1 protein-coding gene is annotated in these 21120 nt (G+C 51.9%); it reads right to left on the bottom strand.

Translation table 11 applies throughout. The features are described from left to right. Positions 1–4289: 4289 nt before the first annotated feature. On the bottom strand, positions 4290–20846 hold the full coding sequence (locus tag ACO0LC_RS27660; RefSeq protein WP_423009234.1) for a hypothetical protein: 16557 nt from the start codon (positions 20844–20846) through the stop codon (positions 4290–4292). Positions 20847–21120 lie beyond the last annotated feature (274 nt).

Genomic DNA, 21120 nt, shown 5'->3' with positions numbered 1-21120 from the left:
TGGCAACGACCATGGTGTCCATGAATTCTGCTGCCGGGCGAACATTGAGGCGGCCGCCATTGTAGCGGCCATTGCTCATGACGAGACCATTGAGGGAGGCACCGGTTTCGGTGGCCAGCACGGTTTCGCTATTGGCCTGGTGGCTGCTGGTGAGGTTGGTGTTGGCCTTGTACCAGTCTACGATGACTTCATGGCCCTGGGCATCGCGATACCAGACTTTGTAGTAAATGGCTTTGGCAGGCAGCGGGATGTGTTTGATATCGGCCTTGAAGCCGCCACCATATTGATCCATGACGATGTCATTGGCGAAGCTGAGTCCGTCGCCAGCACCCGCATCTCCCCAAGAGAAGTGCAAGCCTGTGGCCATGCGGCTGCTGTCGCTGGCGGGCAGGATGGTGTAGAGGCTGAGGTCGTAGCCTTTGTGGACCCAGTAGCCTTTGTCTTCGCCATTGACGAAGTTGGGAACCCATTCCATCCATTTGCTGCTGCTGATGCCGGTCTGGTTCTGGTCTTCGTTGTGGTTGCTGTAGTAGATGCCCACCGCGCTGCTATTGACGGACAGGGGCAAGTGGGCGATGACGCGGTCGTCTTCGCCCGGTTTGCCGGGGTCGTTGGCGACCGGGGCTTTGCCTTTGAGGCGTTCGGTGTCAACTGGCTGGCCTTTGACGATGATGACCTGGGAGTCACCATCCGGTGGCGCTGACCAGGCAACGGTGTTGTAGGCAGTGCTGGTGGCGGTGTTGCCAGTCATTTTGTAGACCATGTGGTCGACAATGACTTCTTTGCCGTCCTGGTCTACGCCTTCGACCAGGATTTCATATTCCACGCCTGCATTCATGGCCTTGGTGTCGCCCAGGACGAGGTGGTACTGGCCATTGTCGAGGGTATTGCCGGTGGAGGCAAATGGCTCGTCGTTGACGCCTTTTTTATAGACACGCCATTTGGCTGTCAGAAGGCTGATGTTGGTGGCCCCCAGCGGTTGCATCTGGCTGTCGAACTTGAGCAATAAACCTTTGCTGGTGCTGACTTCGGACAGGGTGTTGATGCTGCCCTGGCGTTTGGCCGGGGCTTCAAAGCTTTGTTCTGTACTGGCGAAGGCGACACCATTGGCGTTTTGCCAACCAAGGCGGAAGGCCAGGGTATTGGGGTCGAGCGCTGCCGACAGGATACCTTCGTAGTAACCATCGCCAACGGCGCTCATGGGTACTGAGGAGGTGGTCGCGCCTTTGGGGCCATAGATCAGGGCCGGGCTGGCAAGACCAGGGCCGAAGCGGGCTTTGACATGCACCTGACCATATTGGTCAACGCTGGCTTTGACGTCCTGTACTTCGGGCGGCATGTCGAGCTTGATTTCGGCACTATAGGCAAGGTTACCCGCCTTGTCCTGGGTGACCACGCGGTAGTAGGTGGTGCTGTTATAGGCAGGACGGGGGATATTGCTGTAGCCGTCTTGCGAGTTGCCATTGATGGTGAGTTCTGACTTGTTGGTATACCCATCCAGGGTGGCATGCGAGACGCTGTCCCACACCACATAGGACGGAATGCGCAAGTCACTGAGGTGGTAGCTGATGTTGAGGGTGGTGCTCAAGGCATCGCTGAGGCTGGCGTGTACATTGGTAGCGGTAATGGCTTCGCTGGCACGTTCACCAGTGACACTATGGGTGACATTACCAGCAGCGTCATAGGCCTGGCGTGAGCCTGTGCCGTCAGGGCCGACGATGTGGGTGACGCGATTGGCGGCATCGTATTGCGAACGGGTGACGCGACCGTTGTCATCCAACAGGGTACGGTTGCCAAGGGCATCGTACTGGTAGTTCTTGGTGTAGGCCGTGGTGAAGGCAATGTTGAAGCTGTCAGCATCTTTGGCTGTTGCGCTGGCCTGGGAAGTGGCTTCGGCTTCGCTAGTGACCTGGCCCCGGGCGTCATAGGTGTAGCGAGTGGCTTTGTCACCTGCATTGGCAGCAACCAGTTGCAGTAAGGCGGTAGCACTGGCAGTGACGCTATTGAGGTCGACACTGCCAGGTACGGCGGTAACATAGCTGATCTTGGCTTGCAGGTGTCCTATATTGTCATAGCTGTAGAGGGTCAGCGCACGACCGGTGCTGACGCTGGCAATGCGGCGGTTGCGGCTGTCATAGTAGTTGTACTCGGCCTGCTCTACGCTGCTGCCGGCGGCGATGGTTTTTTGCACCAGGTTGCCGCTCTTGTCGTAGCGGTAACGGGTGATGGTGACATCGCTGGTTTCTGCACGGCTGTTTTGGTCCATCAACAGAGCGGCAGGTGTGCGTTGCTCTATCAGGCGGTTGGCAGCATCATAGAGGTAGTTGGTGGTGGCAACTTTGCCACCGACGGCAACCGGGATCTGGTTAGGATCGAGCTTGCTGATGTCAACTGCTGCGGTGTACATGCGCTTTTGCAGCAGGTTGCCGCTCTTGTCATAGTCAAAGCGGGACAGATAACCCAGGGCATCAACTTGTGCCACCATGCGGCCTGCCGCATCGTAATAGCCATAGGTATGACCACCATTGGTGGCGACGGATTCGATGACATTACCGGCGGCATCGTAGCGGGCGGTTTCTTCCGGGTTTTCTGATGCTTTGCTGGCATTCGGGTTGGCCGTATCGCTATTACCCAGGTGGGTAATGATGACTTGCGGATAGACTTTGCGGACCTGTCTGCCCATGAGGTCGTATTCAAAGCCATAGATGCGCACTTCTCCTGGCCATGGGGCTGGGCGCTCCGCCGGATTATGGGCGGATTTGTCCAGTCGTACCATGTACATGCGTTCGGCCGTCTTGTCACCAAAGGCATCGTAATCAAATTCATGCAAGACATTGTCGGTATCAAGCTGGGCGACTAAGCGGTTGTCACGGTCATAGTAGTTGGTGGTTTTAAAGCCAGCCGCATTGGTGACTTCAATGAGATTGCCAACGGCATCGTATTGCATGGTGCTGACACCATTGCTGGTGCCATAACCACTATCGAGTTCAAACTTGCCGACGCTGTCGAGGGTGACGCTGGTGCGACGGTTATTGGCATCATAGCTATAGGTTTTATGGCCATCCTTGCCGTATTCATTGATGATATTGCCGTTGAGGTCGTAGTCGAAGGATTGCAGCAGGTTGCTGGAGGCATCCCGGACTTCTTTGAGGCGGCCCATGAGGTCGTACTGACGGGTTGTCAGGCGGCCTTCACCGTCGCGGCTTTCAATGACATTGCCCAGATCATCGACTTTTTGGGTCTGGGAGATGGCCAGGCCGGATGGGTCGAGGGTGGTGCAGACGCGGTGGCCGTCAAGGTCATAGATGTACAGGGTACTGCGGGTAACTTCTCCAGACTTGAGCAATTGTTCGACGATGACGCGGCCTGCACCATCGTAGCCAAATTGGGTGGTCACGCCATCTGCGGTGGTCTTGCTCAGCAGGCGACCGTTTTTGTCATAGCTGTAGCTGGTGTCGCGTCTGACGGCAGTACCAATGAAGTTTTTATCGAGTACCTTGTTACCAGCGCCATCAGTGACGAATTCAGTACGCACATGGTCCGCTGTGGTCTGGGCGATGATGTGGTTGTTTTTATCATACTCAGCCAGGATGCTGCGATCCATGGCTTGTTGTACTGCCTGGGGTAACTGGCTGACGCTGACGTTACCGCTATAACGGCTGGCGTACTGGGTCATGCCTGTGCGATTGTCGGCACTGTCGTACTGATAGCTGGTCAGGTAGCCTTCTGCATCAAGGCTGGCGACCATACGTTTGTCGGCGTCATACCAGAAGTAGCTGGTGTTGCCCTTGGCATCCTTGACACTTTGGCGGTTACCGTTTTTGTCATAGGTGTATTCGGTGCGTTTGCCGGCATTGTCTATGCTGGCGGTTTCCCTGCCATCGGCATCATATTCATGCTGGATGGTCTGGGTGCCATTGGTGGTGCTGATTTCATTGCCAAGGACATCAAACGCATGTTGGATGAGGCTGACACCGGCGATATTTTCTTGTATCAGGCGACCATTGGCATCGTAATCATAGGTGGTGGTGACGGCCGGTCCAAAGCGGTTCTTGCGCAATTCACTGGCCGGTTTGGTACTGCTTTTTTCACCATAGGTGTAGACCGTTTCTGCACCTTCGGGGCTGACGACTTTGATGACGCGGTCAGCACCGTCATAGGTATAGGCAGTGGTCGCCGGGCGGGTATTGCTGGCTTCGGTGACGCTGGTGCGGTTACCACGGGCATCGTAGCCATAGGTGGTGATATTACCTTCGCCGTCAGTGCTGCTGATGAGGCGATTGAGCTTGTCATAGATGGCACTGCGGGTGGATGGCTTGGCCAGGGCGGCCTTGGCGGCATCGCTGGCGCTGAGTGGCGCTGAGTGGTGTGGAGGCAGGAGTTGAGGCAGGAGTTGAGGCTGATGCGGCCAGGTTGGCTGGCGTCGCCGGTGTTGCAGCATAGAGGCCGCTGGTGACGGTCAGCTTATTATCATACAGGTCGTAGGTGATGCTGCTCAGATAGCCTTCGCCATCGACCGTTGTCGTAAGACGGTCTTTCAGATCATAGGCGTAGGTAGTGGTACGCACCTCGCTACCATCGGTCTTGGCTGTGGTGTTGCTGCTCAGGTTGCCCGCGATGTCATAGGTCTTGCTGTCAAGTTTGCCGGTTTCTGTCCTGGTCGTGAGGAGGTGGCTACTGATGTCAAAAACTTGGGTGGTGAGATGACCTTCGGCATCGCGGATTTGCAGGCGATTGCCACGACCATCGACCACAAAGCCGCTGCTAAAGCCCATGGGGTCAGTGATGCCAACGAGCTGGTTGTCGAGGTTGTAACGGTAGTTGGTGGTGCGCTCTTTACCCGCCACGCCTTTTGCTTCTGTGCTGCTGAGGAGGTTGCCAGCACCATCATAGGCGTAGGTAGTCTTGACATGGGCTTTGTCGGTACTGCTGTCGACCTTGTGGTTGGCATCGTAGTGGAAGGTCTGTTCACTGAGGGTACTGCCATTGACTTCGGCGATGCTGATGCGGTTACCCAGGGCATCATAGGCGATGGCAGTTTTAAGGCTGCCCATGCTCAGGTTGGTGCTGAGGACGAGCTGGTTTTCTGCATCGTAGGAGTAGATGAAGCGCTGTTCTTCACCCAGACCTGCGGCGACTGTCTGCCTGATCTTGTTACCGTTGGCATCATATTCAAACAGGCTGACATGACCCAGAGCATTGGTACTCTTGACCAGATTATGGACAGCATCATAGACATTGGTGGTGACACGGTCACCGTCGGTCATGACGAGCAGATTGTCAACAGCATCGTACTGGTAGCTGCTGACTTTGCCAAGTACATCAGTGTCAGTGACCTTGCGGCTCAACAAGTCATAGCTGCTGGTGGAGTTGCGTTCTTGCGGAGTACCGATGTACTGGGTGACGCTGTTACGGTTACCCAGGTTGTCGTAGCTGTAGCTACTGACTGCACCATTGATATCGGTCATGCCTGTCATGTGATAGACATTGTCGTAACGATAGCTTTGGGTATAGGCGACATCCCCTGCCCCACCGGCGTTGATGTTGGTGTGCCCAGTTTTAGCTGTGAGGTTATTGACGAGGTCGTAGGTAAAGGTGGTCAGGTAGCCTTCGGCTGACTTTTGTGATGCGCGACGGTTGATGTTGTCGTAGGTATAGGTGGTCGTTGCGTATTTGCCATTCTTGTCAATCTGCTGGCTGCTTTGCAAGACGTTGCCAGCCGCATCAAGAACGTAATTGGTCATGTAGCCATTACCATCGGTCAGACCAGTACGCTGGCCTGCGCGGTTGTAGCGGTATTCAACGGTGAAGCCACCACGAGTTTGGCGCACTTCATTACCGCTTTGGTCGTATGCATGGGTGGTGGCATTGCCATTACGGTCGGTGTCGCTGATGAGCCTGTCATTGGCATCGTAAGCCAGGGTTTCTTTACCATTGCGCCCATCGGTCTTGCTCAGCAGATTGTCTTTGGCGTCGTAGGTAAGGACGCTAGCAAAGCCAAGTGCATCTGTTGTCTTGACCAGGCGGTTCTTGGCGTCATACTCATAGCTAGTATTATTGCCAAGGGCATCGGTCAGTTTGACGAGCTTACCGGCCTTGTCGTTGACATAGGTCGTCTCACCACCAAGGGCATCGGTTTCCTTGACTTTTTGGTTGGCGGCATTGTAGGTCCAGCTGGTCTTTGCGGCTTGACCTGTGCCTGAGGCTTCGGTACGGCTGGTCATGCTACCTATGCCATCATAGGTAAATGCAGTGATGAGGCCATTGGCGGCAGTGCTGGTGCTCAGGCGGTTATTGGCGTCATAGCTAAAGCTGGTGGCATTGCCGAGTGCATCGGTAAGTTTGGTGCGGTTGCCGACGGCATCGTATTCCAGTTTATTGATGGCACCGATGGCATTGGTCTGTGTGGTCATGCGATTGACAGCGTCATACACCATGGTGGTGGTATGGCCGTTTGCATCGCTACTGTTGATGACATTGCCAACGGCATCGTAATTCAGGCTGCTGGTATGCCCTTCTCCATCCGTATGCTGAACCTGGCGATTGACGGCGTCGTACGCAAAGCTTTCGCTTTGGTCGAGCGTGGCATTACTGTTGACGCTAATGGCCGTGCTGCCATTCCAGCCCACGGTAGTAAAGCGGGTAGCAAAGTGGATACGGCTCAGCAGTTTGCCGACCTTGTCATAGCTGTTGCTGATGACGTAGCCTTCCGCATCGAGTGTCGTGACCAACTGATTGATGGCATCGTACTGGAAGTAGTTGCTGTGGTTGTTGGCATCCGTTACTTTGGTACGGTTACCGACCGCATCATAGCTATATTGGGTCAAGCCACTCAATGCATCCGTCACCGTCAACAAACGATCATTGCTGTCGTAGCCATATTTGGTGACATTGCCATTCTGGTCTGTCAGTTTGCTGCGGTTGCCAACGGCATCATACTCAAATGCAGTCACATAACCGAGTGCATCGGTCTGGCTGCTCAGGCGATTGATGAGGTCATAGACATAGGTGACGGTATTGCCGTTTTCATCTTTGGCAGTGAGGCGGTTACCCGCTGCATCATAGGTAAAGCTGGCTGTCTTGCCCATGGTGTCGGTACGGCTGGCCAGGCGGTCAACGGCGTCATAGATATAGCTGGTAGCATGGCCATTGGCATCGGTGACTTTGCTGCGGTTACCAACGGCATCGTATTCATAGGCAGTGATATGGCCAAGGGCATCTGTTTCCTTGGTCAGGTGGTAGACCGCATCATAGGTATAGGTGGTGGCATTGCCATTGGCATCGGTCAGCTTGGTGCGGTTTCCTTCTGCATCAAGGACATAGGATGTCACGTTACCGAGGGCATCGGTCTGGCTGATGAGTTTATCATCGGCGTCGTAGGCATAGCTGGTGGCATGGCCATTGGCATCGGTGACTTTGCTGCGGTTACCGACGGCGTCATAGTCTATGCGGGTGAGCTGGCCGAGGGCATCGGTCTGGGTAGCAAGGCGATTATTGGCGTCGTAGCTGTAGCTGGTGACGTGCTTATTGGCATCGGTGGTCTTGACGCGGTTGCCGACAGCATCATAGGCATAGCTGGTGAGCTGGCCCATGGCATCCGTTTCACTGATGAGATGGTTGGCATTGTCGTAAATGAAGCTGTTTTCATGACCGTTCTTGTCGATGATCTTGCTACGGTTACCGACCTTGTCATAGGAATAGCTGATGAATTTACTGAGGGCATCGGTTTCTTTGGCCAGTCGGTTCAGTGCGTCATAAGAATACGTAGTGGCGTTTTTGTTGGCATCTGTCACTTTAGTGCGGTTGCCTACTGCATCGTATTCTATGTTGGTGATTTTACCCAGGGCATCGGTCTGGCTGATAACGCGGTTGTCGGCATCATAGTCCCAGGTGATGGCATGTCCATTAGCATCGGTCGCCTTGATGCGGTTGCTGGCGGCATCGTAAGCATAGGACGTGGTTTCGTCCAGCGCATTTTTTTCTGTGATCAGACGGTTGTCTGCATCATAGGTGTAGGTGGTGGCGTTGCCGTTCCTGTCAGTGAGCTTGGTACGGTTACCCACAGCATCATAGGTGTAAGACGTGGATTTACCGAGCGGGTCTTTTTCGTTGGTGAGGCGATAAACGGCGTCATAGGTGTAGGTCGTGGCATGGCCATTGGCGTCTGTACGCCCGGTCAACTTGCCTACTTTATTGTAGGCGTAGCTGGTGACTTTGCCGAGCGGGTCTTGTTCGCTGATAAGCTGGTCATCGGCATCATAGGTGTAAGTGGTTGTATTGCCATTGGCATCGGTGAGTTTGGTGCGGTTACCTACTGCATCGTATTCAAGCTTGCTGATGTTGCCGAGTGCATCGGTCTGACTCAACAGGCGATTCCTGGCATCGTAGACATAGCTGGTGGCATTGCCATTGGCATCTTTGGTCTTGATGCGGTTGCCAACATTGTCGTAGTCATAGGTCGTCACTTCCGTCAGCGCATTGGTGACGGTGATGAGACGGTTCAGTGCATCATAGGCATAGCTGGTGGCTTGTTTGTTCCTGTCGGTGACTTTGGTGCGATTGCCAACGGCGTCATAGGCATAGCTGGTGCTATTGCCCAGCGCGTCTTTTTCGGTGATGAGCTGGTTGTCAGCATCATAGTCAAAGGTGGTGACATTCTTTTTGGGGTCAGTGACGGTAATGCGGTTGCCAGCTGCGTCATAACCATAGGCTGTGACATTACCGAGCGCATCCGTTTGCGTGACCAGACGATTGGCAGCATCGTAGGTATAGCTGGTCGCCTGGGTATTGGCATCGGTGACTTTACTGCGATTACCAACGGCGTCATATTCAAAGCTGGTAATCTCGCCAAGTGCATTGGTCTGGCTAATGAGGCGGTCATCTGCATCATAAGCAAAGGTCGTAGCATTACCCTGCGCATCGGTAAGCTTGGTGCGCTTGCCTACTGCATCGTACTGATAAGCCGTGATATAGCCTAACGGATCTTTTTCGCTGATGAGGCGGTCATCCAGATCATAGGTATAGGTCGTGATGTGACCATTGGCATCAGTTTTCTTGATGCGGTTGCCAACGGCGTCATAGGCATAGCTGGTGACGTTGCCAAGAGCGTCTTTTTCTGTGGCGAGACGATTGTCAGCATCATAGGTGTAGCTGGTGATATTGCCATTGGCATCCGTCATTTTGCTGCGCTTGCCGACGGCATCGTATTCAAACGTAGTGATCTTGCCCAGGGCATCTTTCTGGCTGATGAGCTGGTTGGCAGCATCATAGTCATAGGTGGTCACTGCGCCTTTACCATCAGTCAGGCTGATGAGATTGCCTTGTTTGTCGTAAGCATAGGACGTCACTGCACCGAAGCCATCGGTTTTACTGATGAGGTGATTGGCCTTGTCGTAGGCAAACTGGGTGGCATGGCCATTGGCGTCAGTGACTTTAGTGCGGTTACCGACTGCGTCATAGACAAAGCTGATGACATTGCCGAGTGCATCGGTCTGGGTAATGAGGCGATCGTCTGCATCATAGGCCATAGTAGTCACATGTTTGTTGGCATCGGTGACTTTGAGGCGATTACCGACAGCGTCCAGCTCATAGCTCGTCAGATTGCCTAAGGCGTCTTTTTCTGTGACGAGGCGATTGTCAGCATCATAGGTGTAGCTGGTTTCGTGCCCATTGGCATCGGTGCGCTTGGTGAGCTTGCCGACAGCATCATAGACATAGGATGTCATGAAGCCCATGGGGTCAATCTCGCTTAGCAGGCGATTGACTTCATCATAGATGTAGCTGGTGCTGTGACCATTACCGTCAGTACGTTTAAGGAGTTTGCCTACGCCGTCATAAGCAAAGCTGGTGGTGTAACCCAGGGCATCGGTCTGGCTGATGAGCCTGTCATCTGCGTCATATTCAAAGCTGGAAGCATGGTTGTTGGCATCAAACAGTTTGATGCGGTTGCCAACAGCATCCATGACATAGCTGGTGGTATGACCAAGTGCATCGGTCTGGCTGGTCAGGCGGTTGTCAGCATCATAGACGTAAGATGTGACGTTGCCATTCGCATCCGTCATTTTGATACGATTGCCAACGGCATCGTAGTCGAAGGTACTGAAATTACCCAGGCCGTCGGTCTGTTTGATGAGGCGGTTGGCAGCGTCATAACTGAAGCTGGTAACGTGGCCTATGCCGTCATTGCGACTCAGCAAGAGGCCTATGCCGTCATAAGTCAGGTAGCTGGTGTTGCGCAGCGGGTCGGTGACGCTGGAGAGACGATTCACACCATCATAGGTGTAGGTCGTGACGTGGCCATTGGCGTCAGTCATTTTGCTGCGATTGCCTACGGCATCGTAGTCGTAGGTGGTGACTTTACCGAGTGCATCAGTCTGGCTGATGAGGCGGTTGTCAGCATCGTAGGCAAAGCTGGTGACGTGCTTGTTGGCGTCGGTGACTTTGCTGCGCTTGCCTACGGCATCATATTCATAGGATGTGACGTTGCCCAGAGCATCTTTTTCAGTGAGAAGGCGGTTGTCAGCATCATAGGTGTAAGCTGTGGCGTGGCCATTGGCATCGGTGAGTTGGGTACGGTTACCAATAGCATCATAGGCATAGGCAGTCACCAGACCCAGTGGGTCTGTTTCTGTGAGCAGGCGGTTGATGGCATCATAGACGAAGCTGGTGGCATGACCATTGGCGTCGGTGCGCTTGATCAGTTTGCCGATACCATCATAGGCATACTTGGTGACATTGCCCAGTGCATCGGTTTCGCTGATAAGACGGTCATCGGCATCATAGATGTAGGTGGTGCTGTGCAGGTTGGCATCAGTGACGTTGCTAAGATTGCCGACGGCATCATAGGCATAAGTCGTTATTTTGCCGAGCGCGTCTGTCTTGCTGGTCTGGCGGTTGGCTGCATCATAGACATAGCTGGTCGCATGACCATTGCCGTCAGTCACTTTGGTGCGGTTGCCGACATTGTCGTAGACATAGCTGGTTGCAGCACCTGTGCCATCGGTTTCACTGGTGAGGCGATTGAGCAGGTCATACGCCAGAGTGCTGATGTGCTTATTCCTGTCAGTAATGGTGACCCGGTTACCGACTTCGTCATAGGTGTAGCTGGTGAGATTGCCGAGTGCGTCTTTTTCTGTGATCAGACGGTCATTGGCGTCATAGCTGTAAGTGGTGACGTGCAGGTTCGCATCGGTACTGGTGATGCGATTGCCAACGGCATCATAGCCGTAGCTAGTAACATTGCCCAGGGCATCGGTTTCACTGGCAAGACGGTTTTCTGCGGCGTAGGTGTAGCTGGTCGCATGCCCATTGGCATCCGTCACTTTGTTACGATTACCGAGGGCGTCGTATTCTATTTTGCTGACATTACCCAGGGCATCCGTCTGGCTAATGACGCGGTTGTCTGCATCATAGCTGTAGGTGGTGATATGACCGTTGGCATCGGTGACTTTAGTACGCTTGCCGACGGCATCATATTCATAGGCGGTGACATAGCCTAGTGGGTCTTTTTCTGAGACGAGGCGGTCGTCGGCATCATAGCTGTAGGTGGTGACATGACCATTGGCATCGGTACGGGTAGTACGGTTACCTTCAGCATCATAGGCATAGCCGGTGATATTGCCGAGGGCGTCTTTTTCACTGACGAGGCGGTCATTGGCGTCATAGGTATAGCTGACGGCATTGCCATTGGCATCGGTAAGTGTGGTACGGTTGCCTGCCGCGTCATAGTCAACACGGCTGATCTTGCCCAGGGCGTCGGTCTGTGCCACGAGACGGTTGGCTGCATCGTAGGTATAGGTGGTAAGGGCTAACCTGGCATTGGTCGTGCTGATGCGGTTACCAACGGCATCATAGGCATAGGTAGTGACTTTACCGAGCGCATCCGTCTGGGTAATGAGACGATTGAGCTTGTCGTAAGTGGCGCTGTTGACGTGAGTATTGGCATCAGTGGTGCTGAGACGATTACCGACGGCATCGTAGGTATAGGTCGTGACTTTACCCAGGGCATCGGTCTGGCTGATCAGGCGGTTCAGTTTGTCGTAGGCAAAGCTGGTGACATTGCCTTTGGCATCTGTGACTATGCTGCGGTTGCCATTGACGTCATAGCTGAGGCTGGTGATATTACCCAGGGCATCGGTCTGACTGCTCAGGCGGTTATCCGCATCATAGCTATAGCTGGTGGCATGACCGTTTTTATCGGTGACTTTGCTGCGCTTGCCTACCGCATCGTAGGCATAAGTAGTGATAAAACCGAGAGGGTCTTTTTCGCTAACGAGTCGGTCGTCTGCGTCATAGCTGTAGGTGGTGACATGGCCATTACGGTCTGTCATCTTGGTGCGATTGCCTACGGCATCATAGTCGTAGGACGTGATTTGACCCAGAGGGTCTTTTTCACTGAGCAAGCGGTTGGCTGCGTCATAGGTGTAAGCAGTGACATGACCGTTGGCATCAGTGCGTTTGATCAGCTTGCCTACGGCATCATAGGCATAGCCGGTAACATTGCCATCAGCGTCTTTGACGCTGACAAGCTGGTCACCGGCATCATAGGTGTAGAGGGTGTCGTGGCCGTTTTTGTCGGTGACTTTGCTGCGATTACCTTTGGCGTCATAGCTGTAGCTGATGACTTTACTATAGGCATCGGTCTCGCTGACCTGACGGTTAACCACGTCGTAAGCATATTGTGTGGTGACACCATTGGCATCGATGCTGCTGATACGGTTACCAACGGCATCATAGGTGTAGCTGGTGACCTGATTCAGTGCATTGGTAATGCTGAGAAGTCTGTTGAGCTTATCGTAGCTATAGCTGGTGATATTGCCTTTGGCATCTGTCGATGTCAGGCGGTTGCCCATGGCATCATAGGTATAGCTGGTCAGGTTGCCGAGGGCATCTTTTTCTGTCAGTACGCGGTTATTCAGGTCATAGGTGTAGCTGCTGGCATGACCATTGGCATCGGTGATTTTGCTGCGATTGCCGAAGGCATCGTATTCCAGGCGGGTGACATTACCAAGTGCATCCGTCTGCCCTGAGACGCGGTTCATGGCATCGTAGGTATAGCTGGTGGCGTGGCCATTGGCATCAATGACTTTGCTACGATTGCCTATAGGGTCGTATTCGTAACTGGTGATATGGCCCAGGGCATCTTTTTCAGTAAGCAGGCGGTTGTCGGCATCGTAGGTGTAAGTTGTTGCATGGCCATTGCCATCAACTACTTTGCTCCTATTGCCTACACCATCATATTCGTAGGCAGTGACTTGGCCCAGGGCATCTTTGATGCTCGATAAACGGTTGTCCGCATCATAGGCGAGTGTCGTTGCGTGCCCATTGGCATCAGTGACCTGGGTGCGGTTGCCCGCAGCATCATAGATATAAGAGGTGACTTTGCCGAGTGCATCGGTCTCGGTCGTGACGCGGTTCAGGCTGTCATAGGCATAGGTCGTGTCATTACCATTTTTATCCGTGACTTTGGTACGGTTGCTGGCAGCGTCGTAGGCGTAGCGTGTGGTTTTATACAAGGCATCGGTCACCACGGTCAGGCGATTGATGGCATCGTAAGTATAGCTGGTCAGGTTGCCATTGACATTGCTCATCGTCAGGCGATTGCCGACGTTGTCGTAGGTATAGGAAGTTGCCTTACCGAGGGCATCGACGGTGTTAATCAGACGGTTGTGGTCATCATAGGTGTTGCTGGTGATGACGACACCGTTGGTGTTGATTTCCTTGAGCAAGTTACCGACATTGTCGTAGGTATAGCTGGTGCTGAAACCGAGGGCATCGGTTTTCTTGATGATGCGACTGTCGGCATCGTAGTCATAAAGGGTAGTGAAACCATTTTTGTTGGTGACAGCGGTCAGGTTGCCGACTTTGTCATAGGCATAGCTTTCACCGAAACCAAGTGCTGAGGTCAGCTTACTCAGTTGATGTTTGCCATCATAGTCGTAGCTGGTGGTGTGAGCATTGCGGTCAGTCACCGCTGTGCGGTTGCCTACACTATCATAGGTATAGGTTTCAGCCACACCCATGGCGTCCACCGTTTTGCTGAGACGATTATCCGCATCGTAGTAATAGCTGGTTTTATTGCCATTGCCATCAGTTTGGCTAGTAAGCTTACCTACCGCATTATAGGTCTGGCTTTGTACATTGCCCAGCGCGTCGGTGGTGCTGATAAGCTGGTTGTTGGCATCATACACATAGGTGGTGACCTTGCCATTGGCGTCCGTCAGTTTGGTCAGGTTGCCAACACCATCGTATTCATAGCTGACTTTATTGCCGAGTGCATCGGTCTTGCTGGTCAGGCGGTTTTTGTCATCATAGGTATAGTTGGTGACTTTGCTGTTTTCATCTGTTGACTTTATTTTATTGCCAGCGTAATCGTAGACATTGTAGACCCACGCAGAGGCATTGCCATGCATGAGATGCTGGCCATCAGTCGTATAGATGTCATTGACAATATTGCCGTTTGCGTCTGTTACCGAAATCCTTTCCTGATCCCTGTCATAGATGGATTCGCTATAGTTAGTGACCTTACCGAGTGCATCGGTCTTGCTCGTCAGACGATGGCTGGTATCGTAGGCATAGGTCGTCGTATGACCATTGGCATCAGTGACGGTGGCAAGATTGCCCACCGTGTCATAGGTATAGGTCTCGATACCGCCTAGTGCATCCGTTTTACTGATGACGCGATTGCCCGCATCATAGGCAGTTTTGCTGGTATAGCCTTTGGCATCCTTGGTTTCAAGCAAGTTGCCGACATTATCATAGGTGTAGCTGGTTTTGTTGCCGATGGCATCAGTTTGCGCAATCAGGCGGTGATTGGCATCATAGGCATACTGTGTGGTCTGGCCCAGCGCATCTGTCATGGCGGTACGATTGCCCGCGGCATCGTAACTATAGTGTGTTATCTGGCCGAGGGCATCGGTCTGGCTAATGAGCTGGTTGTCGAGATCGTAAGCAAAACTGGTGGTGTGACCGTTTTCATCAGTGATGCTGCTACGGTTACCCATGGCATCATAGGCGTAGAGCTTGGTGTAACCCAGGGGGTCGGTCTGTTTTGTCAAACGGTTGAGGGCATCGTAGGCATAGGTCGTTGCCCTGCCCATTTTGTCTGTAGACTTGACTAAATTACCGGTCGCATCGTAGACGAAGGTTTTTGTTAAAATAACGTAGACGCCTGTTTTTTCTGTCAGTATCCTGCCGTTTTTATCGCGAGTATATTGAGTCTGGGCTAGGCGCCTGTTATTGACAACAGCGATCAAATCCTTGGTATAGTAATCGTAGTTGTATTGTATGTCGCCATCCAGGCCTGTCGTATTGTCGTAGCTGTGAGAAACTTTACCGGACAAACTATAGGCATAGTCTTTTTGTGTGACAACGCCATTTTCGGTAGTGGTGGCAATATTACCCATCACATCATAGGTATACAGCTTGACCTGCCCTACTGCATTGGTTTCCTTACTCAGGCGATTGACTTTATCGTACTCATAGAGCGTGACATTGCCATTTTCATCCGTCAGTGAAGCACGATTGCCATTGTTATCGTAGGTATAGGACTTGGTCTTACCCAGAGCATCGGTCTCGGCAATCAAGCGATTGGCCGCATCAAACTTGTAGCCTCGCACATTGCCCAACCCATCGATCATGCTGGTGCGGTTATGGTTATTGTCATAGCCAAAACTGGTGATATTGCCCAGTGCATCCGTCACTTTGACCAGTTGATTGTCCGCATCATAGGCCAAGGTGACTTGACCGCCATTAGCCTGGGTCACGCCAACACGGTTGCCCGCCGCATCATAGCTATACTGGGTGATATTACCCAGAGCATCGGTTTCCTGGATCAGGCGATTCGCACCGTCATAGCGATAAGACCTGACATTGCCACGGGCATCGGTAACAGTCTGGCGATTACCCATGGCATCATAGGTGTAGCTATTGGCATTGCCTTCCGGATCAGTTTCTTTGATCAACCTGCCTGCTGCATCGTAGGCATAGGTCGTGGTCACGTTGCTACTAGATTGCGTCTTGCTCAGGCGATTGCCGGATGCATCATAGGTATAAGTAAATTGTTTTTCGGAATAGGATTCGCCCGTCAGACGGTTAGCATTATCATAGGAATTGAGGAAAGAACCCCTGTCCCACAGGTAGCCACCAGTCACCTGACCAAAAGGGTTCCAGTTAAAAGTGCGCACCCGCCCCAGGGCGTCAGTTTCAGTCGTTAACTGATGCGCAAGGTTATAGGTATACTTTGTGACTTGTCCATTGCCATCCGTTGCGGTAATACGGTTGCCCGCACCATCATAGGTGTAGCTGATCGTGACGCCTAGCGGGCTGGTTTGTTCCAGCAGGCGATTGTCTTGATCGTATTTGTATTTGGTGGTGTTGCCGAGGCCATCGGTACTGCTGACTTTATTGCCGTTCAGGTCATATACATTGCTGCTGACATGACCTAATGCATCAGTGGTGCTGAGCAAGCGGTTTTCTGCATCGTAGGCATAGGTGCTGACATGACCATTGCCATCAGTGACGTGGATAGTATTACCCGCTCCATCATAATCATAGGCAGTGACCAGGGCCAGACCATCCGGGTCTTTGATTTCCTGTATGCGCTGACCTTTGTCGTTATAAACGTATTTGACCACATTCGCTACAACACCGCCCTGGCTATGGGCAACCGCCAATTCCCTGCCCTTGGCATCATGGGTATATTCAGTTTGCAGCTTGAGGCCATCTGGATCGATGGTGACACGTGCCAGTTGACCATTCAAATCATATTCTGTCCTGGTCACCGTGCCGTTAGGCTCGGTCACCGTCACCGTACGGCCATTGTCTGTATAGACATAGCTGGTTTTAAGATTCAGGCCCGTAGGTTCAAAGACTTTGCTCAGGACACGGTTTGCTAAGTCGTAAGTAAATACAGTAACCCGGCCATAAGCATCATTCGTCTGGCTTACACGCCCTCCATCATCATAGAAATAACTAAAAGACGAGTTGGGAGATGCGCGTAATTCATTGGCAAGACTACCGTCATTATTGTAGCCATAGGTTTCGGTCCTGCCGCTAGAATCTTCTACAAAATAGATCTTCTTATTGGCATAACCATCACCATCGAATTGCGTCGTGCTGACAACCCCTTCTGGTGTCGTGACTTTGAGGGTGTGATATGAATCGTCATAGACGTAAGTCGTCGCATGTCCCAGTGCATCTTTGATTTGCAGAGTGCGATCAAAGGCGTCGTAAATCATGGTTTGCTGCGCACCATCACTATTGGTGGTGACAATCAGACGACCCTTGAGGTCATACTGATTGCTGGTGGTCTTGCCATTGCCATCGGTGACCGCAATAGCGCGACCAAAGGCATCATATTGCGTGTGTTTGACAGCAGCGGTATTGCCAGCGCCAAGTATCTCGGCCAGCTTCAAGCCGCGGTGATCATATTGATAGGCCAGGACTTCTTGCAGCATGGTGCTGCGGGTCAGGCTGGTTTCCTTGACGAGGTCACCGAAGGCATTGTAGTCACGGGAAGTTTGATTTCCCATGGCATCAAAGGCATTTTTAATTTGTCCACGCAGATTGTAGTCTGTCTGCTTCAAGGAATCATGCAGGGGATCATTGGCATCCGCCAGTTTGGCCAGCAAGGCTGTATTTTTACCGCCAGTCAAACCATCAAGGCTGATATGTTTGGCATATTGCTTGGTTTCTATGACTTCACCAAAGCTATTGTAGCGAATCGCTTGTATGTCACCTACGCTATTGATGGTGTGTGTAAGACGACCAGCATCATCATAGAAATACAAAGTGGTCGCACCGGTGGTGGCACTACGCGAGCGCACCATCAGGCCATTGTCGTCATACTCGTAGGTGGTCTGGTATTTCTTCCAGACTGCGTCGTCTTGTGCTGAGTAACCACTGATATTGCCATTATCCGTGATGGACACCGCACCTAAACCAAGGATATCAGCAATTTTTCTGCCCAGCAGATCATAACGGACCGCTATATTGCCTGTGTCGCGTGGGTCCTGGATCAGGACCGTGCGACCCATCTCATCACGTGCATACGTCTTATTACCAGTAGGCATGCCTGAGCCAGATTCCGAGTAAACGAAATTATCTGCAGAACTGCCATAGCTAACAACTTTATCCAAGGCATTGGTCTGGGGACGTAATTGCTCCAGACTGTTAGCCGTATCCACATTGATCGCCTTGTTCGCATAGCGGGTCGTTTTTTCTAGTCCACCGAAGACACTATAACGATACTCCGTCAGATAATTCTCACCATCCAGTTGAGCGATCACTTTATCCAGGCCATTGTAAAAAAACCTGGTCTGGATATCTGCACTGGATGCGCTCGGTGCCAGTTGGGGCAAAGTGGCTGTCGCCCTCAAGGCAACATCGGTCGCCGTGGCGAACTTGATGGTTTTAGATACCCTGCCAGCTGCATCATAGATATTCCGGGTCAGGTAACCTTCGGCATCAAGTACCGCAGTTTGCTTACCGTCCTTGTTATAAAAATACCGGTTTAGCCTGTCTTCTGTAGAAGTCGCCAGGTGCACATCAGCCGCCGTTAATTGGGCTGGCAAGGCGCTAGTATTGATGGCATTGGCATAACTGATCTTGCTGATCAATTGCGCGTGGCTGTCAAACATCTGTTGCGTGACGTAGCCCAGTTCATCGATGGAATAAATTTCCTGATTGTTTTGGTTGTAGATTTTACGGATGACCCTGTCTTCATTGGAAGAAACGGGCCTGAGTGTATCCAGGTCAGGGTGGGCTGGTGTGCCATCGGTATTCAATAACAGCGCGGTATTGACCAGGGTGGCATGACGCACAGAACGCGTCAGGTTGCCGACTGCGTCGTAGATGTTTTCTGTCAAACCACCAAAGCCATTGATTTCGGCAATTTGCCTGCCCATGGCATCATAAAAATAATGCGTGCGTACACCGCGTTCATCTTGCTTGGTTGTCAGGTGACCATCAGCGTCAAAGAAGTTTTTTGCTTGCGCTAATACAGCACTCGTCGCCGCATTGCTTTGTATGGTGCTGATGAGATTGCCAGCAGCATCATAGACCGTGGTGCTTGCCAGACCATTCGGTAATTTGGTGGTGATACTGTGGTGCGCATCATCGTATTGATACAGCGTAATGATGCCCATCTTGCTTGAACTGAGCATCCTGCCCAGGGCATCATAGGTAAAATGATTTTGGGAATTGTAGCCATCTCTGCTTCCTGTCGTGATCAGATTACCGTGAGCGTCATAGCTAATCCCCTCGTTGACACCACCATAAGTTACATTCCCATCACTACCAACGGCACCATAATGCGTAATAGATTGTGATCGCCCATTCGCCTCCAAAATAGTAGATTTTATCAACAATGTTGTAGTGATATCTTGTGCCGCAGCCCAAGTCACCATGCTTGCTTCGGTGACTACGCTATCCAAATTCAGTGTACTTGTATCAAATGCTGCACCAGCGTAGACGATTTTTGACTGATTGATAGGAAGTCGCAGCAAAGAATAGCCTAACCATACCCCTTGCCAATTATCAATGCGATTTTCATTAACTCGTCCCTCGGCACTAATCGTGAAACGCAAGTGATTGGCCGCGTCATAAACATAGCGGGTAATGGCTGGAGCTGGGTCTGCATCACCTGCTGAGACGGATTCAGCCAGCAATTGATTGCTGGTGCTGAATACGCGTTTTGTGATAGTGCCCGCAGCATCTTTTTGCTCAATCTGGTTCCCATTGGCATCATAGGCCATGGTGCTGGTATTGCCATTACCATCGACGATTTGTGTGATGTTTCCTTTTTCGTCATAGACGTAGCGGGTCTCATAGCGCACGCCGTTGATGGCGGGGCTTTGTATTTTAGTGAGCTGGCCATCTGCATCATAAAAATAGCTGGTCAGGTAACCCATAGGGTCGATCAGATCCGTTCTGCCAGCAGCAGTGTCGTAAATGAAGCGCGTCAGATTGCCCTGGGCATCCGTGACGGTGGCAATCTTGAACTGGTCACCGACCTCGACATAGGTGAAGGTTTGGGTGCTGCCGTCGGTCTGGCTGACACTGGCGATACGCGTGCTGTCGCCATCATAGGTGTAGGTGGTTTGGTAGGTATCTGCAACACCGTTGGTGGTGGTGCCCAACACAACAGTGACCTTGGTCAGTCGATTTAGATTGTCGTAGGCGTAGGTGGTATCGACCGCATCAGCACCATTTTTAAGGCGGATGAGGTTTTTATTGCTGTCGTAGTCCATGCGTACAGCATCACCCCCACCATCCCAGGCCACGGTCACCAGGTTGTCGCTGTTATAGGTAAAGCCAGCCGTATTTCCATCGGCATCGGTGATGGTCGTCACTAAACCTTTATTGTTATAGGCCTCAACTTGTTGCGTGGTTCCGTCGCGCCATTCCCAGGTAGCGTCGGCTTTAAACGTGAGTTTGTCGTAAGCCCCGCTGCCAGAAGTGCTGATATACAGGTTTTGTGTTGTATCGAACGTGTAGAGAGATTGACTGCCGTCGCCTTCGGTGCGGATGACGGTGCTGCCAGCGGTATTAATAACGCCACTTTGCAAGGCGACTGACTTGTACATGCCCATGCGCCAGTTATTGTTACTGTTGGCATCGCTCAATTTACCCTGGCTGTTATAGGTGCGCAAAATGCTGGCATCAGGAGTAACGGAACGGAAATACTCATCCTGGCGCTGTATCATCAAATTGCCATTGGCGGCATTGACGTAGATATTTTCGTTGTTCGTGCCTGCCTTGGCATTGCCTGAGGCGCCCCGGTTACCTAGGGTGTTCATTGAGCTATTTTGCAATCCCAAGCCGCTACCAGTCACAATCGCTGTCATATCTTTTCCTATATGTCGAAATATTCGTCTTCTTGCTGAACACGTTGACGTGTTCGTTCTGTCGTAATAGTCCAAACATTTCAGAATTTGTTTAGGCGAAATCGAAAATAATTTGCATATCCGTGGATTATTTTTAAAATAAATCTAATTTGTTATAAAAATATGGATATTCAATTTGAATTACAAAATAAATGACGGCATCGACATCTTGCTAACGAACTGTTTTTAGAAGACCCGGTAATGTCATTGGTCTGGAAGTTAAGCGATCAGGCAC

Origin of the sequence: Undibacterium sp. JH2W (assembly GCF_049340425.1) — a bacterium.
Taxonomy (GTDB): Bacteria; Pseudomonadota; Gammaproteobacteria; order Burkholderiales; family Burkholderiaceae_D; genus Undibacterium.
The sequence above is the reverse complement of the archived record's forward strand: the minus strand, read 5'-3'. Positions and strand labels throughout refer to the sequence as shown.

What these genes read in the sequence shown, in the direction of transcription:
- ACO0LC_RS27660 (WP_423009234.1), bottom strand. Translation starts at nt 20,846, where the DNA reads ATGACAGCGATTGTGACTGGTAGCGGCTTGGGATTGCAAAATAGCTCA.